This is a genomic window from Paraburkholderia terricola, from assembly GCF_900142195.1.
In the GTDB taxonomy this organism is placed as follows: Bacteria; Pseudomonadota; Gammaproteobacteria; order Burkholderiales; family Burkholderiaceae; genus Paraburkholderia; species Paraburkholderia terricola.
Genome location: NZ_FRAB01000010.1, coordinates 137,090 through 152,783 on the forward strand (window position 1 = coordinate 137,090; position 15,694 = coordinate 152,783).

Genomic DNA, 15,694 nt, shown 5'->3' on the forward strand with positions numbered 1-15,694 from the left:
TATCCGGCCCATCCCGTCGCGCGCGCTGATTAACGCACGCCTCTTACGATCGAGCACGCATGAGCCGTTCCGCTTCTTCGCGCCTGCAAGCGCCCTGGTTGCTGATTGCGCCGAGCCTGGTGTTGGCGCTGTTCATCATCAGCTATCCGATTTTCAACATCGTGTGGCAATCGCTGCACGAGGTGTCGCGCTTCGGCGCGATTCGCGGCTTCACCGGTCTGCAAAACTTCTACACCGTCTTTACCGATCCCACGTTTCTCGCGGCGGCTCGCCGGACGATTGTCTGGACCGTGTTCGTGGTGGGCGGCACGGTGTTGATTTCGGTGCCGGTTGCGCTGGTGCTGAATCAGGATTTCCATGGACGCGGCGTGGCGCGCACGATCGTGATGCTGCCGTGGTCCGTCTCGCTGACGATGACCGCCGTGGTGTGGCGCTGGTCCTTCAACGATGACTACGGCATGGTCAACGTGACGTTGCAGCGCTTGGGGTTGATCAGCGGGCCGATCCATTGGCTGGCGACGCCGGAGCTCGCGTTTCCCGTGGAGATCGCGGTGGGCATTCTGGTGTCGATTCCCTTTACGGTGACGATTCTGCTGGGCGGGTTGTCGTCGGTGCCGGGCGATATTTACGAAGCGGCGCGCATGGATGGCGCGAGCGCCTGGCAGCAGTTTCGCAAGCTGACGATGCCGCTGTTGCGGCCGTTCATCAACATGGCGATTCTGTTGAACGTGATCTATGTGTTCAACTCGTTTCCGATTATCTGGGTGATGACGCAAGGCGGGCCGGATAACAGCACGCATATTCTCGTCACGTATCTGTATGAGCTTGGATTCCGGCTGGGACGTCCCGGCGAAGCCGCGGCGGTGTCGCTGATCATGCTCGTCATGCTGTTCGTTTTCTCGATCGCCTATCTGCGCTTGCAGCCCGCGAAAGAAGGAGATCCGACATGAGCCTCAGCTTGAAGACGAAGCGCTCGCTGTGGTGCTGGTTGGCGTTGTCGCCGCTGGTTGTGGTGGTGTTGTTTCCGTTTGCCGTGATGTTGTTTACTGCGTTGAAGCCGGCTTCGGAGATCTTTGTTTATCCGGCGCGGTGGTTGCCGGTGCATTGGCAGTGGAGCAATTTTGTCGATATGTGGAAGGCGGCTAATTTCGGTGTGGCTTTGCGGAACAGCACCGTGATCAGTTTGCTGTCGACGTTGCTTGCGCTGGCGGTGAGCTTGCCGTCGGCTTATGCGTTGGCGCGGTTTCCGTTTCGCGGGCGGGGATTGTATCGACAGTTTCTTCTGGTGACGCAGATGTTGTCGCCGATCTTGCTGGTGGTGGGCCTGTTCCGGCTTGCCGCGATGATTCCTTATGGCGATGGGAATCTGGTTGACTCCAAGATTGGGGTTATCGTTTCTTATGCGGCTTTTAATATCGCGTTTGCTGTTTGGATGTTGTCTTCTTACTTTCAGACTGTGCCGCGAGATCTCGAGGAAGCGGCTTGGCTTGAGGGGTGCGGGAGGACGAGGGCTGTTTTCAAGGTGTTCTTGCCGTTGGCCGTGCCTGCGATTGTCGTTACAGCGATCTTTACTTTTATCAATGCGTGGAATGAGTTTGCTGTTGTTTATACATTGATTCGGTCGCCGGAGAATAAGACGCTTACCGTGCAAGTGACTGATATGGTCGCGGGGAAGTATGTTGTCGAGTGGCATCTTGTGATGGCCGCCACGCTTTGTGCGACTTTGCCGGTTTCGGTGGTGTTTGCGTGGTTGCAGAGGTATTTGGTTAAGGGGTTGGCGTTGGGGGGGGTGAAGTAGGGATCTTTATTGCCGTGGTTGAAGGTTTCGCGTTTTCCGACGGTTTAGCAAGGCAATGAGAACGCATGCGATGAACAACGCGATGATGAAGCTCGCCACGAGCAACGCGCCTGCTATTACTTTTTCAAACCTCCCTTAACGACTTATCGACCGGTTTTAGATTGTTGCGTTTCACGCGTGTTGGTCGGAACTAGTGTTTAGACCAGCAAGTAAGCTCATTCCACTCTACCGCCGCAGAAACAGATACACGATGAACGTACCCAGCAACACAACACCCGCACAATAAAACACAGACTTGCGTCGCAAGAAATCCAACCTCGATACAGGCGGTTTTTTCTCACCATCGAGGTCCCAATAGTCGATTCCTTGGTCCCCCGTGACGTTGATGACAATCAGCCCTGCCGCGCCCACAAACAGCACGAGCAAAATCACGAATATTACTGTTGACATGTCTCTATAGTCCGTTCAATCGTTCATCCAGTGCATGAAGACGGACAACTCTTCCTGGTACATATCGTTCGTAGCTTCAGCCGCCATGCCGCCCAGGTTGCTACCAATAAACACAAGGGCAATGGCACACGCCGGTTCAGCGGGACCGCAGACGAAAGAAACGGCAAGCCCAGCCAAACTTCCTCCAATCATACCGCCTGCAATGATGCTTCCCTGTCTCGCCGCCTCTCTCACTTTATCTTTAGCGGCGACCACTTCACCTGTTGCCAGAATCGCCGTGAATATGATGGCAACCCGAGCGCTGACCCGCAACTGGCGAACCTTCGTTGTAACGTCAGCATTTGCACCCCCAGCCTTTTTCAGTACGGTATAGTAGACCGCGTTGCGCTCTTCAATAGTCAAGGCGGCAAAGTTCTTGCCGGACTGAGCTTGGGCATACTTGTTGAGATAGTAGTCAAAGCCCCGCGCGTCGAGTTTAAGCTTTTCAGCTTTGGCAATGCCAACGGCCGAGGTGTATTTTCGGTATTCAATGAACAACCTGTCGCGCAACTGACTGCAATACTCAGCGCCCTCCTTCACCGTCATCCCCCCGCGTGACACTTCCTGCCTTACCTCGTTGGAAATATCCTTGATGTGCTTGACATATTGCTGACGCACTTTGTCATCGCTAATTGCATTGACTGCGAATGTGGTACCGATGGCTTCATAGTCCGCGATAGCAGCTTCCAGAATCGCGCTTTTTATGTCGTGAGTTGTCTGCGTGTTAAAAGGTCCGTTGGCTATCGTACTCTTGTTCGCTGTTATATCGGCCATATTCATCCCACCATCGCCATCAGAATGCTACCCACCACCGACTGGCCGCTTGTCTGAGCATCGTCTAGCACGACATCTATCTTCTGGCATGTCGATGCGTTTGAACGGTCAAAATGTACCGTGTCATCGAATCCGAAAATTCCCTCTTCTACGGAACCATCGGCGAAGTGAGCGCGGCAGCGCAAGCCGTCACAACTGCCAGCATCGTTTAGAGCAAACCGAATCCAGTGCTCACTTGTCGACTCCGCTTCGAGTAATGAGCCATTGAACGAGAACCCCATGCTTACGAGCTCTTTTGATTCAAAACTCATCGTCATATCTGTCTGCGAGGCAATCATCACTGGAGGTGGGTAGCATTTGCACGCGCAGATATCGCCTTCAAGTGCCGGGCGTCTCCCCATCAGTTGGTCCGGCCAGCGCGGTCCCTTTTCAGCGATAACCCCGGTTGACCGGCAGGCAGGGCAAACAACCACAGCACCGAGGAACGTCAATTCAGTTCCGTCGTGCATCATGAGAGGGATGCCTTCTGCAACAACACCTCCGGCTGACGACTTATCGCCTAGCTTTAGATAGCTACGTTTCATGCATAACGGTCCGAACTAGTTGTTCACTAACAATTAGCACGCGTTTAAATACCCAGCAAGTCAAGATTCGTCAAAATCAAATGACGACCACTGACAAACGAGCGCCAATAAGCCTTTTCTTATTAGCTTGTGAGCTAACCGAGATTATTTAAGAAACGCCGCATCCGAGCGTGCAATACTTGACGTGAGTCAGCCAATCAAAGCCTTACCCAATCAGCCAAACCCGACCATTTATCCCGCCCAGTTGAACATTACCCTCTCACCCTGCTTATAATCACCAAGCCCTTGGGAAACACTCAACGGCCTGGTTTGGAAGCCTGCGATATAAACCGCACACCCGCCCACGCGGGTGGTGCGTCTACCTCTGCACGTCTATATTTCAAAGGGCGGGCTGTGGTGGGGGAGCCGCAAGGCTCGCCGGTTTGTTTGTATCCCGGTCTTCCAATCCCATCACGTGCCCGCTCACCACCTTAAAGCGAGTGTCGGGCACCCCAAAGCAAGTCAAAAAGGGAGATCGCATCATGACCAAAACCACAAAACAACAACCCGCATCACGCCCGCCAGTCGACGCACTCCAATACGAAAAGCTCGCCCTATCCGCCTTCGACTTATGCGACCGGCAGATGAGCAAACTGGAAACGCTAGTCGCCCTCGCGGCCACGCTCTGTAAAAACCCGGCAATCACCAGCGACGAACGTCGCCGCCAGCGAACCATGCTCGAATTACTCGTCCAAACAGGCGAGCAATACCAGCAGGAACTTGCCTGCGACCGCGAACTTTTTCAGGTCATCGCCCTGGACGCCAAGGGCATCGCTCACACGCGCATCACGGCCGGCCAGGCCACGCGCCTACTCGCGGACGCGTCGAAGATAGCGGCGGAAACCCCGGCGCCGGCCAAAACCACGCCACGCAAACGCACGCCCGTCAAAGTCAAAAGCGCGTCGAGCGTGAGCGCGGACATCGCGCGTCAGCCGATCCGACTCAAGCACTAACGCACCACCCGCGCCCAACGTCCCGGACAAACAAACGAAAGAGAAGCGACAAACGCCAATCCGTCCAGACCTCAAGCCGGCGAGAAAACCGCAAAACAGCCCGCGGATCGATACCCCCTTTATCGACGCGGGCTCACCAATGCCCACGCACTCAGCCCAACTCCACCCCCGGCTATCATGTGCAAAACGCGGCATCGCGGAACAACACCCGGCGCGTCCAGCGCCGCACCAAAACCACCCAACGCCCAAGCCCGAAAAGCCACGCCCGGAGCCCCCGTTGAAATTCGACACCACCACCGTCCGACTGATCCTCGCCATCGTGGAAGAAGGCAGCATCTCCCGCGCCGCCGACAAGCTCGGCCTCGCGGTAGCGGCCGCCTCCCGCCGCGTGTCGGATCTCGAAGAACAACTCGGCGCCAAGCTGTTCAAGCGCGTGCCGCACGGCGTCGAAGTCACAGAATCGGGCGCGAAGCTGCTGCAATACGTCCGGCAAATCGACAACCTCATCGACCGCCTCGAAGGCGACGCACAAGCGCTCAATCATGGCCTCGACGGGCGCATCATCATCGGCGCGCCGAAGGCCGTCGTCATCCAGTTTCTAGCGCGCGAGATTGCCGACATTCAGCGCAAGTATCCCGGCATCACGTTGAAGATCGTCGAGGAGAACAGCAAGATCGTGCAGCAACTGCTGCGCGATAAAGTGATCGACGTGGGCATCTACGAAAAGAAAAGCGGCTTTCTCGATCTCGCCAAATCGCCGTACAAGAAAGACCGCCTGGTGCTGGTCTATAGCCGCGCGCATTTCCAGTTTCACGACGACCCGGTCGGCATCGACGATATCCTCGACCTTCCCATCGTAAGCCTCGGCAAAGGCTCGGCGGTTCTATCCGCGGTGCAACGCGCGTATCGCAGCCGCGGGCGGCTGTTCCCCGACAATTTCACCGTCAGCGGCTTCGACACCATGCTCGCGATGGTGCGTCATGGCCTCGGCGTCGGCTTGATGCCGCCCGACGTCTTAAGCAGTTTCCATCCCGAGAAAGCGCTTGCATCGGCGGAACTCCAGGGCGACTGGCACCAGCGCGGCTACGTTCTCTCCTTCGTCGAGGGGCACGCGCAGGAACAGACACTGCGCAACGTCGTCGCCGAATTGCTCGGCAAACCCGCGTAGTCGAGAAGCCCTCTCCGGTTTCGCGAGCCACGAAACCAGACATGACCCAGCCATTCTTGCGGCGACCTTGTCAGTAGCGGACAGTGAGGCAAAGAGCCGGCGACCGCGTCCAAAGCGTGATCGACCGGTTCACGAAACTCACTGCCCTACGGAGGAACCCCGCAATGAGCGAATCGAAGCATCTGCCGCTGCAAGGCATCCGCGTGCTGGACGTGAGCCAGGTCATGGCGGGCCCGTTCGCCTGCATGCTGCTGGCGGACCTGGGCGCGGACGTCATCAAGGTGGAGCCGCCCGAAGGCGATCAGACGCGCGGCGCAATGCGCTTCAAGATGAAGGGACCCGACAGCCTGGGCTTCCTGAACCTGAACCGCAACAAGCGCTCGGTGACGCTGGACCTCAAGAGCGAAGAAGGTCGCGAACTCTTCTACAAGCTCGCGAGGACCGCTGACGTAATCATCGAAAACTATCGGCCCGGCGTGGTGCAGCGTCTGCGTATCGATTACGAAACGATCAGGGCAATCAACCCGAAGATCGTCTACGTCAGCATTTCCGGCTTCGGACAAAGCGGGCCGTGGGCCTCGCGCCCAGGCTTCGACCTCATGGCGCAAGCCATGTCCGGCGTCATGAGCGTGACCGGCTACAAGGGCGGCAAACCCGTCAAGGCCGGCGTGCCCGTCGCGGACATCGGCTGCGCGCTGTTCGCGGTGTACGGTCTGTTGTCGGCGTATATCGGCGCGCAGAAAACGGGCGAGGGTCAGCACATCGACGCGTCGCTGTTCGATTCGGTCATGGCCTTCTCGATCTGGGACATGTCGGATTACTGGGGCACCGGCGTGCCGCCGACGCCGCTCGGCACCAGCAACAAGATGAGCGCGCCCTATCAGGCGGTCAAGGCGCGCGACGGCTACTTCGTGATGGGCGCGACGAATCAGAAGCTCTGGACGAAGCTGTGCGAACTGCTGGAGCGCCCGGACCTCATCCATCACGCGGACTATGCAACCGTGTCGTTGCGCCTGAAGAATCGCGAAGCAATGATCGAAGTACTGGAGCACGAATTCGCCAGGCGCGACAGCGCCGACTGGGTCGACGCGATGCTCGCCACCGGCATTCCGGCTGGCCCGATTCTGTCCTATCCCGAGGCGTTCGAAAGCGAACACGCCAGGCACCGCGGCATGTGCATGGAGATCGATCACCCCAACGAAGGCAAGGTGAAGAACATCGGCTTTGCCGTCAAACTGCTCGGCACGCCGCCGCAGGTGCGTCGTCATCCGCCGCTATTGGGCGAGCACAACGACGAGATCTTTGCCGAAATCAACGGGACGGCGTCATGAGCGAGCCAGTCAAACTCACACTGCATCCGTCAGGCGCGGCGGAGATCCTAATCGACTGCCCCGAGCGGCATAACGCGATGACGCTCGACATGTACGAGTCGCTACTCGCGTCGATCGGCGAGTGCGAACAAAACCGCGACGTGCGCTGCATTCTGTTTCGCGGCGCGGGCGGCAAGTCCTTCATTTCGGGCACCGATATCGCGTACTTCAAAAACTTCCGCGACGGACGCGATGGCGTCGCCTACGAGGCGTTCGTCGAACGCGTGATCGATACGGTCGAACGCATTGCGATTCCGACGATCGCGGTGATCGACGGATGGGCCGTCGGCGGCGGCCTCGCACTTGCGACCGCGTGCGATTTCCGCCTTTGCACCGACGCCTCGCGCTTCGGCGCGCCGATCGCAAAGACGCTCTCCAACACGCTGTCGTCGCGCAACATCGCGCGCTTGCAGGCGGCGCTCGGCGTGCCGCGCGTCAAGAAGATGTTGTTGCTCGCCGATTACCTCACGGCGCAAGAGGCGTCGGCATGCGGCTTTGTCTATGACGTGTGCCCGCAAGACGCATTGCAAGACGCCGCTCATGCGCTCGCGCAGCGGCTCATCGCGCTTTCGCCGGTCACGCAAAAGGCCGTGAAGGAAAGCGTGCGCCGCATCGTCGTTGAACAGCGGCTCGATGACGAAGATCTGATCGAAGAGGTTTACGGCAGCGCCCGGTTCAAGGACGCCGTAATCGCCTTCACGTCGGGATCGCGTTCCTGAAAGCGCCGTACAAGGTCTTCGCGAGCGCGGTCATGTCATCGCCGCCCTCGCGAAGCGACGCAATTTCAGCGCCTCTGTTCAACGTTTCCTCGACTCTGCGCGCGCGATCCCGCGCAATGGCTTCATCAACGGCTTGCGGCAACGCCGACAGTCGATCGATCACGTCGAACTCGCCCAAGCCGGTCAGCATGGGATTGTCGGAACCGCCGAGCATCGACCGCGCGTCGGCCTTGAAGAGCACGAGCGGCTTGCCCGCGTGCCAGGCGAGCGACGCCTCGACCACCGTGCCCTCGTCGGCCACGCGTCCGTTCAGATTGGCGACGACCACATCGCAGCGCCTGAGCAACTGATACGTGTCGAGACTGAAAATCGCACGGTCGAGAATGCGCGCGGCTTCGTCGGCCGACGCGCCGAGTTTCTCCAGTTCCGGCTTCAGCCTCGCGAACTCCAAGCCATCGCGATGCGGAAGGAAGGTCGCGTAACCCGCGGCTTCCAGCGTGCGGGCGATCGAATCCATTTCCGCGCGCTCGGCGGCATTGAAGAGCGGGCCGGCGCAATAGGCTCGTGGCATCTTCCACGTCTCCTTGAGGGATGATCGAGACCGGCGGCAGACGGTCCCTTCGAAGACACCGATTATAGGAGCGCACGCGCGCAGCCGACGCCACGTTGACTATGACCGATATCGCCCGTTCGCACCGGCACATTGGAATACACTAGATTGCTTTCCAGCCTCTCCAGCGGCCAATTCAAACGACGCCAGAAATGAACATCGACCTCGCCCACTTCACGCCATTTCCTTCCCTCGTCGGCGGCTTGCTGATCGGTTTCTCGGCGACGCTGCTCGTACTCGGCAACGGCCGCGTTGCGGGTATCAGCGGGATTCTGGGCGGTCTGCTCGACACGACGTCCCGTGATCGCTTGTGGCGCGCCGCATTCGTGCTCGGACTATTCGCCGCACCTTGGGCATTCAAGTTTTTCGCGTCGCTACCGGCGGTCACCATCGCGGCATCGCCGCCCGTGCTGATCGTGGCCGGCCTGCTCGTCGGCATCGGCACGCGCTATGCGTCCGGTTGCACCAGCGGTCATGGCGTATGCGGCCTCTCACGCGGATCGGTGCGATCGCTTGCCGCCACCGCGACGTTCATGGCCGCGGGCTTCCTCACCGTTTTCGTCACCCGTCATCTGCTGGGGCTTTGACATGCTGATTCTCAACGCGCTGCTCGCCGGGCTGATATTTGGCGTCGGTCTGATCGTTTCGGGCATGGCCAATCCCGCGAAGGTGCTGGGCTTTCTCGACCTCGCCGGCAACTGGGACCCGTCATTGGCGTTCGTCATGGGCGGTGCGATCGCTATCGGCGTGGTGGGTTTCGCGATTGCGCGCCGGCTCAAGCGCAGTGTGTTAGGTGTGCCGATGTCGTTGCCGAAGGCAACGCGTATCGACCGTCGTCTGCTTGCGGGCAGCGCACTGTTCGGCGCGGGTTGGGGGCTGGCGGGTTTCTGCCCCGGTCCCGCGCTTGTGAGCGCGGGCAGTGGCGAGCCCAAGGCGGTGCTGTTCGTCGCCGCCATGCTGGTTGGGATGCAGATTTTTTCTCTGCTTGAGAGACGCTTCGCCGGAACAGAGAAACCGGCCTGACTACCATTCGAAGCGCCGCCGCCGTGGGTTGGCCGCGACGCGTCAACTATCGGGAGATAGTTCATCGCAACGCATCGTCCGGCTGAATTCTTTTCAAACGAAAACGGTCCGCTGCGAATGCGGAATTCGGAATTCGGTAACGGCAGCGCGTTCGCCCCAACTTGCTGAACATTTGCAGCGAGCCCGAGGTTTGCCCTCGAGCCAACCGCGCCGCCTTCACGCGCTGCTTAATCGTAGTGGCGATGCTTGTGACGACGCTTGCCCGAATGGCTGCCGCGCGAATAGTCGTCCGCGTACGAGTTGGAGCGCGAGATGTTGCCGCCGAGCGCCGAGCCCGCGCCGCCGCCCACGGCTGCGCCGACGAGGCCACCCGTGCGGCCGCCCATCGCATTGCCTGCCGCCGTGCCCGCGCCGCCGCCCAGCGCGCCGCCGATGATGGCGCCCGTGCGTTCGCGGCGATTCGAGGTGACCGCGCCACCGGCGCCGCCGCCCACCGCACCGCCGATCACAGCGCCCGTGCTGCCGCCCACCGCGCCGCCCAGCGCGGCGCCAGCGACACCGCCGACCGCGCCGCCAAGCGCATTGTTCAAATCGCCGGCCACGGCCGACATCGATGCCGCAGCAGTGAGCGCTGCAATGGCAACCATCTGGATGAGTTTGTTCGACATAGTTAGGTCTTTCGTTTTTTAGGATGGCGCCGAGTATAACCGGCCATTCGAAAGCCCTCTGTAACTTGCCGCGTCTGGGTCCGTAAGAGGTGTAACAAAAATGATCCGGCGACCAGATCGGCTCGCGCCCTGCCTGGCGCCCGGTTCGGGGCATCGGCGGGCCGCCGCCTTGACCCAGCGGCAGCGGCCCGCAGCGCTTCGACCAGACTTCAGCGCCGCCGCTTCTTCTTCAGCTCGATCGTTTCGAACAGTTCATAGCTCTGCGTCGGCGTCTGATCCGCGCCGGGCGCGTGGTAGTAGTTCATCGTGATCGTCGTCTCACCGCCCGGCTGCCCCGGATCATGATCGAACACCGCAATGCCGTAGCCGGTTCCGGTATCGCGTTGCGCCGACCAGATCGCGTCTTCCACCGCATCCGCACTGGCACGCACGAAGGTGCCCGCCGTCGTGCCGGGAGCCGGGCGGTTGGGCCGCGTGAAAATCCGCGCTTGCGGCATCCCCGTGCCGACATTCACGCCGTACACGTCGAGCGGCGCGCTGGTGCCGCCACCGCCGAGAATCAGGTGGATCGTGCCGTGGCTCGTATCGAATGTGGACGCCCCCGGCGACACCGCCGACATCACCGGCTTCGGCTGCAACGTGTCGACCGGCCTTCCCGTGGCGATATCGGTGCCCTTGTTGTGATGGCAACCGCGCACGGGATAGCTGCGCTCGTAGTCGTGATCGTGGCCGCACAACACGAGATCGACGCCGTAGCGGTCGAACAGCGGCAGCCAGGCTTCGCGGATGCCCTTGTCCGAACCGTTGCCGGTTTTCGATGAACTCAGCGCGTCCTGGTGCATCTGCACGACGATCCAGTCCACCTCGTCGTCTTCGGCCGCGCGGCGCAGTGTCCTTTCGAGCCAGCGCGTTTGCTCGCCGTCGCTATAGCCGCGCACGTACAGCGACGTGCCCGGTTGAATCGGCGGATTGCCGGTGCTCGCGGCCGGCACCAGCGGACTCGGGCCGGCCACGAAAGCCGCCGCGTCCTGATAGACGACATCGTCGGCGTCGAGCGAAATGAACAGCACCGAGCTCACGCGAAAGCTGTACCAGCGTCCCTGAAAACGCGTGTGATTGTCGGGCAGCGTATAGCGCGCGAGATACGACGCGAACCCTTGTTCGCCGTTGTGGAATTCGATTTCGTGATTGCCGGGGCACGGCATCCACGGGCGGTTCGACGCGGACGTCTGACAGTTGTTGCCGAAGTCGCGCCACACCTCCGGCTGATGCGCCGGGTTCAGATTGGCGTAGCACAGGTCGCCGTTGAGCAGGTGGAACAGCGGCTGAAAACGCTCGACGGCCTGCACCGCGAAACGGCTTTGCGGCGACGACAGCACCCAGCCGGTGTTGGGCGTCGCGAGATCGCCGTAGCTCGTCCAGCGGAACGGCGCGCGCCCGCGCGGCGCGGTGCGGAAACTCGCCGTGAAAGGCTGCGCCGCGTTGCCCGCGTTCTCGGCCGTCACTTCATACTCGTAGCTCGTATCGGGCTTCAGATCGTGCAGACGCGCGTGATACGTGAACACGACCTCGCCGTTGAGGCCATCGGTATACGTGCTTTGAATGCCATGCACCGTGCGTTTCGCCTCGCCCACCGCGCCGATGCGCACGTGCGGATTCACCGCCTGCGCCGGCGACGCCCACGACACGGTGACCTCGCGCGTCGGATCGTTGCCCCAGGTGAGATGGACCTGCTCGGGTGTGCCGTCGGGTGCGCCGCCGGCGGCCCGCGCCGTCGAGGAAAGCGTGCCCGCGGCGGTCGCGAGACTGGATGCGCCGGCCAGCTTCAAGAACCCGCGACGCGAAACGATGCTGGCGCCCTGATCGGCCGCCGAAGCCTTATCGGTTTTTCTGTTCGACATGTCTGGTGTTTTGTACGGTGGTGGAAGGAGGTCGACGCGTACGTCGGCTGCACCGTGCAAAATGGACCGCGAGTGCACCGCTCTACTCGTGCGCGACGGATGTGACCGTTGATCCTAGTCGCGAAGCCATGACAAGCGGATGAAACGGCCCAACCGCTCAAGCGAGGCGAGGCGAGCGATGCGGACACCAGAGCGTTGCGGGCGACCTTTGCGCGGCGAGCGGAGACGCCGCGAACATGGGCCGCACAGCGCAAAAAAGTTACGTGGATCCCTTCGGCGCCGGCAACGCGCGGCGCACGACGAAGGTCATCGCAGCAGCGAACAGCAGCGTCGCCGCCAGGAAGTACAGACCGGCGGCGAGATTGCCCGTAGCGTCCTTGATGAGGCCGATGCCATACGGCCCGACGTAGCCGCCCAGGTTCGCGAGAGAATTGATCGTCGCGATGCCGACTGCCGCGCTTGCGCCCGTCAGGAACTGGCCGGGCAGCGCCCACACCACCGCCTGGATCGAATACAGCGAGAACGCCGTCAAGCAGATGAACAGGAATTGCAGCGCGGCCACATGCGTCCATGCGCTCGCGGCCATCGTGATCGCGGCCAGCGTCGAGACGACGACGATGTGCCAGTAACGCTCGCCCTTGCGGTCCGAATGACGCGGCACCAGAAACAAACCGGCGACCGCGAACAGATACGGCACGGCGGACAGCAAACCCGTGGTCGAGTCGCTGACGCCGAACGCCTTGATGATCGTCGGCAGCCACAGCGAGAGCCCATAGATGCTCAGCGGAAACGGCAGGAACAGCAGCGCGAGCAGCAGCACGCGCTTGTCCTTCAGCGCGGCAAGCGGATTGCCATGCGGCTTCAACGCATACGACGCCGTGTCCACCGCGAGTTCGCGTTCGATCCAGGCGCGATCCGCCGGTTCGAGCCAGCGCGCATTGGCCGGCGATTCGGGCAACAGACGCAACGTCGGCACGCACAGCAGCACGGCGGGCAAGCCGCTCAACACGAACAGCGTCTGCCAGTTCGACATGCCGAGCGCGCCATGCGTCGACAGAACCAGGCCCGCAATCGGTCCCACGATAATGCCGGCGATCGGCTGCGCGAGCACCAGCAAGCCGATGATGCGCGCGCGATGGCGCATCGGAAACCACTTCGTGAGGAAATACAGAATGCCGGGATACAGCCCCGCTTCGGCGGCGCCCAGTAGAAAACGCAGCGTGTAGAAACTCGCCGGGCCGCGCACGAACGCCATCGCCATCGTGATGACGCCCCACGTGACCAGGATGCGGGCGAACCACACGCGCGCGCCGTACCGTTCGAGCGCGAGATTGCTCGGCACTTCGCACAGGAAATAGCCGATGAAGAAGAGCCCCGCGCCCAGGCCATAAGCCGCGTCGCTCAGGCCGACCGCGGCGTTCATGTGCAGCTTCGCGAAGCCGACGACCGAGCGGTCGATATAGGCGACCACGTAGATCAACGCGAGGAACGGAATGAGCCGCCGCGTCAGCAGGCCGATGATGCGCTGTTCGTCGCGCGCCGCATCGCTCGACGGCGCACCCGCGATGGGAGCGGGCGCCGCGTGCTGCGCATGGGCGGTTTGTGTTGTCATGAGCATGTCTCCTGTTGAGCGGATTGCGCCGTGCAAGGCGGCAGCGTCGAACACTGCCGCCCGTGGCGTCTGTTTTTTCAATGCGCTTGCGCGGCTTCCATGCGGCCCCACGCGGCCCGTTACCCGTTGTCGCGTCTAGTCGCGAATCAGCAGTTCGCGCGTCGGGCTCATCGCGCTCATCTCAATGCGAATGGCGCGGCACGGCGGCGCCCCGGCAGCCGACCAGGAAGTCGAGGTCGCAGCCTTCGTCCGCCTGCAATACGTGGTCGATATAAAGACGCTGGTAGCCGCCTTCAGCGGGCGCCGGCGGCGGCGTGTGACGTTCGAGGCGGCGCGCGAGTTCCGCGTCGCTAATGTCGAGGTGCAACGAACCGGCGTCGCAATCGAGTTCGATCCAGTCGCCGTCCTGCACCGCGGCGAGCGGGCCGCCCGCCGCCGCTTCCGGCGTGACGTGCAGCACGACCGTGCCGTAGGCGGTGCCGCTCATGCGCGCGTCGGAGATGCGCACCATGTCCTTCACGCCCTGGCGCAGCAGCTTCGGCGGCAGGCCCATGTTGCCGACTTCCGCCATGCCCGGATAGCCTTTCGGCCCGCAGTTCTTCATCACGAGAACGGAGTCCGCGTCGACGTCGAGCGTCTCGTCCACGATGCGCGCCTTGTAGTGATCGAAGTCCTCGAATACCACGGCGCGACCGCGATGCTTCAACAGCGCGGGCGTCGCGGCCGAGGGCTTGAGCACCGCGCCGCGCGGCGCGAGATTGCCGCGCAGCACGCGAATGCCGCCGTCCGCGAGCAGCGGATTGTCGAGCGTGCGAATGACCTCGCTATCCGTGATCGGCGCGTCTTTTACGTTGTCCCACAGCGCCTTGCCGTTCACCGTCAACGCGCCCGGATGCGGCAGCAGGTCCGCTTCGCCGAGGCGGCGCAGCACGGCCGGCAAGCCGCCCGCGTAATAGAACTCTTCCATCAGGAAGCGGCCCGAGGGCATCAGGTCGACGATGGTCGGCGTATTGCGGCCCACGCGCACCCAGTCGTCCAGATCGAGTTGCACGCCGATGCGGCCGGCAATCGCCTTCAGATGGATCACGGCATTGGTCGAGCCGCCAATCGCCGCGTTCACGCGAATCGCGTTCATGAACGCTTCACGCGTCAAGATCTTCGACAGCGTCAAACCTTCATGCGCCATCTCGACAATGCGAATCCCCGACATATGCGCGAGCACGTAGCGGCGCGAATCGACGGCGGGAATCGCGGCGTTGTGCGGCAGCGAGGTGCCGAGCGCCTCGGCCATGCAGGCCATGGTCGAGGCCGTGCCCATCGTGTTGCAGGTGCCCGCGGAGCGCGACATGCCCGCTTCCGCCGAGAGGAACTGGTGCAGATTGATCTCGCCCGCCTTCAGCGATTCGTGCAGTTGCCAGACGGCCGTGCCCGAGCCGATGTTCTTGCCGTCGAGTTTGCCGTTCAGCATCGGCCCGCCCGTCACGACGATGGCCGGCACGTCGCAGCTTGCCGCGCCCATCAGCAAGGCGGGCGTGGTCTTGTCGCAGCCGGTGAGCAGCACCACCGCGTCAATGGGATTGCCGCGAATCGCTTCCTCCACGTCCATGGCCGCGAGATTGCGCGTGAGCATCGCGGTGGGCCGCAGGTTCGATTCGCCGTTCGAAAACACCGGGAATTCGACGGGAAAACCGCCCGCTTCATAAATGCCGCGCTTCACGTGCTCGGCGAGCTTGCGAAAGTGCGCATTGCACGGCGTGAGTTCGGACCAGGTATTGCAGATGCCGATGACCGGACGGCCGTCGAACGCGTGATCGGGAATGCCCTGATTCTTCATCCAGCTTCGGTACATGAAGCCGTTCTTGTCGGCCGTGCCGAACCATTGCGCGGAGCGCAGTTTGTGTTTCTTATCCGTGTTATCCGACATGCTCGCTTCCTGAATGCTGGTGCCTGCTCGACTGCCGCCCCTCGTTCGTGGGTGGGGCGCTT

16 protein-coding genes are annotated in these 15,694 nt (G+C 61.6%); 8 read left to right on the plus strand and 8 right to left on the minus strand.

Going from position 1 to position 15,694, the window contains the following annotated elements:
• The first annotated feature begins 59 nt into the window (after positions 1-59).
• A complete protein-coding gene (locus BUE39_RS11420; protein WP_073428765.1) occupies positions 60-950 on the plus strand; it encodes a carbohydrate ABC transporter permease in 891 nt (296 codons plus the stop codon).
• Complete coding sequence (locus BUE39_RS11425) at positions 947-1,798, plus strand: carbohydrate ABC transporter permease (protein WP_073428766.1); 852 nt, start codon at positions 947-949, stop codon at positions 1,796-1,798. The genes BUE39_RS11420 and BUE39_RS11425 overlap by 4 nt, the downstream gene beginning before the upstream one ends.
• A gap of 225 nt (positions 1,799-2,023) precedes the next feature.
• Here the strand turns inward: BUE39_RS11425 and BUE39_RS11430 are convergent, their stop codons facing one another.
• The 3 genes from BUE39_RS11430 to BUE39_RS11440 are packed head-to-tail and all read right to left on the minus strand — an operon-like array spanning position 2,024 to position 3,645.
• Positions 2,024-2,248 (minus strand): hypothetical protein, encoded by a 225-nt coding sequence (locus BUE39_RS11430; protein WP_073428767.1) that lies wholly within the window; start codon positions 2,246-2,248, stop codon positions 2,024-2,026.
• 15 nt (positions 2,249-2,263) lie between these two features.
• A complete protein-coding gene (locus tag BUE39_RS11435; RefSeq protein WP_235004858.1) occupies positions 2,264-3,067 on the minus strand; it encodes a hypothetical protein in 804 nt (267 codons plus the stop codon).
• Entirely contained in the window at positions 3,064-3,645 is a 582-nt protein-coding gene (locus tag BUE39_RS11440) for a PAAR domain-containing protein (protein ID WP_073428768.1), read from the minus strand. The genes BUE39_RS11435 and BUE39_RS11440 overlap by 4 nt, the downstream gene beginning before the upstream one ends.
• A 521-nt stretch (positions 3,646-4,166) precedes the next feature.
• On the opposite strand from BUE39_RS11440, the gene BUE39_RS11445 reads away from it, so the two are divergent.
• From BUE39_RS11445 to BUE39_RS11460, 4 genes are all read left to right on the plus strand, one after another.
• Positions 4,167-4,637, plus strand: a complete 471-nt coding sequence (locus tag BUE39_RS11445) for a hypothetical protein (protein ID WP_073428769.1) — start codon at positions 4,167-4,169, stop codon at positions 4,635-4,637.
• Between the two features lie 277 nt (positions 4,638-4,914).
• Complete coding sequence (locus tag BUE39_RS11450; RefSeq protein WP_073428770.1) at positions 4,915-5,805, plus strand: LysR family transcriptional regulator; 891 nt, start codon at positions 4,915-4,917, stop codon at positions 5,803-5,805.
• Positions 5,806-5,969: 164 nt separating this feature from the next.
• Complete coding sequence (locus BUE39_RS11455; RefSeq protein WP_073428771.1) at positions 5,970-7,136, plus strand: CaiB/BaiF CoA transferase family protein; 1,167 nt, start codon at positions 5,970-5,972, stop codon at positions 7,134-7,136.
• Positions 7,133-7,894, plus strand: a complete 762-nt coding sequence (locus BUE39_RS11460; RefSeq protein WP_073428772.1) for an enoyl-CoA hydratase — start codon at positions 7,133-7,135, stop codon at positions 7,892-7,894. The genes BUE39_RS11455 and BUE39_RS11460 overlap by 4 nt, the downstream gene beginning before the upstream one ends.
• On the opposite strand, the gene BUE39_RS11465 is transcribed toward BUE39_RS11460, so the two are convergent.
• Positions 7,872-8,465, minus strand: coding sequence for a nucleoside 2-deoxyribosyltransferase (locus BUE39_RS11465; RefSeq protein WP_073428773.1), 594 nt, complete (start codon positions 8,463-8,465; stop codon positions 7,872-7,874). The genes BUE39_RS11460 and BUE39_RS11465 overlap by 23 nt on opposite strands.
• Positions 8,466-8,656: 191 nt before the next feature.
• Here BUE39_RS11465 and BUE39_RS11470 point away from each other — a divergent pair, with 191 nt between their 5' ends.
• Entirely contained in the window at positions 8,657-9,091 is a 435-nt protein-coding gene (locus BUE39_RS11470; protein WP_073428774.1) for a YeeE/YedE family protein, read from the plus strand.
• Position 9,092: 1 nt separating this feature from the next.
• A complete protein-coding gene (locus tag BUE39_RS11475; RefSeq protein ID WP_073428775.1) occupies positions 9,093-9,527 on the plus strand; it encodes a YeeE/YedE family protein in 435 nt (144 codons plus the stop codon).
• Between the two features lie 227 nt (positions 9,528-9,754).
• On the opposite strand, the gene BUE39_RS11480 is transcribed toward BUE39_RS11475, so the two are convergent.
• The 4 genes from BUE39_RS11480 to BUE39_RS11495 form a co-directional block, all read right to left on the minus strand.
• On the minus strand, positions 9,755-10,195 hold the full coding sequence (locus BUE39_RS11480; protein ID WP_073428776.1) for a hypothetical protein: 441 nt from the start codon (positions 10,193-10,195) through the stop codon (positions 9,755-9,757).
• Positions 10,196-10,404: 209 nt separating this feature from the next.
• Entirely contained in the window at positions 10,405-12,096 is a 1,692-nt protein-coding gene (locus BUE39_RS11485; protein ID WP_073428777.1) for a purple acid phosphatase family protein, read from the minus strand.
• A gap of 259 nt (positions 12,097-12,355) precedes the next feature.
• Positions 12,356-13,708: an MFS transporter gene (locus BUE39_RS11490; RefSeq protein WP_073428824.1), complete on the minus strand. Its 1,353-nt coding sequence runs from the start codon at positions 13,706-13,708 to the stop codon at positions 12,356-12,358.
• Between the two features lie 181 nt (positions 13,709-13,889).
• A complete protein-coding gene (locus BUE39_RS11495) occupies positions 13,890-15,632 on the minus strand; it encodes an IlvD/Edd family dehydratase (RefSeq protein WP_073428778.1) in 1,743 nt (580 codons plus the stop codon).
• Positions 15,633-15,694: the final 62 nt, after the last annotated feature.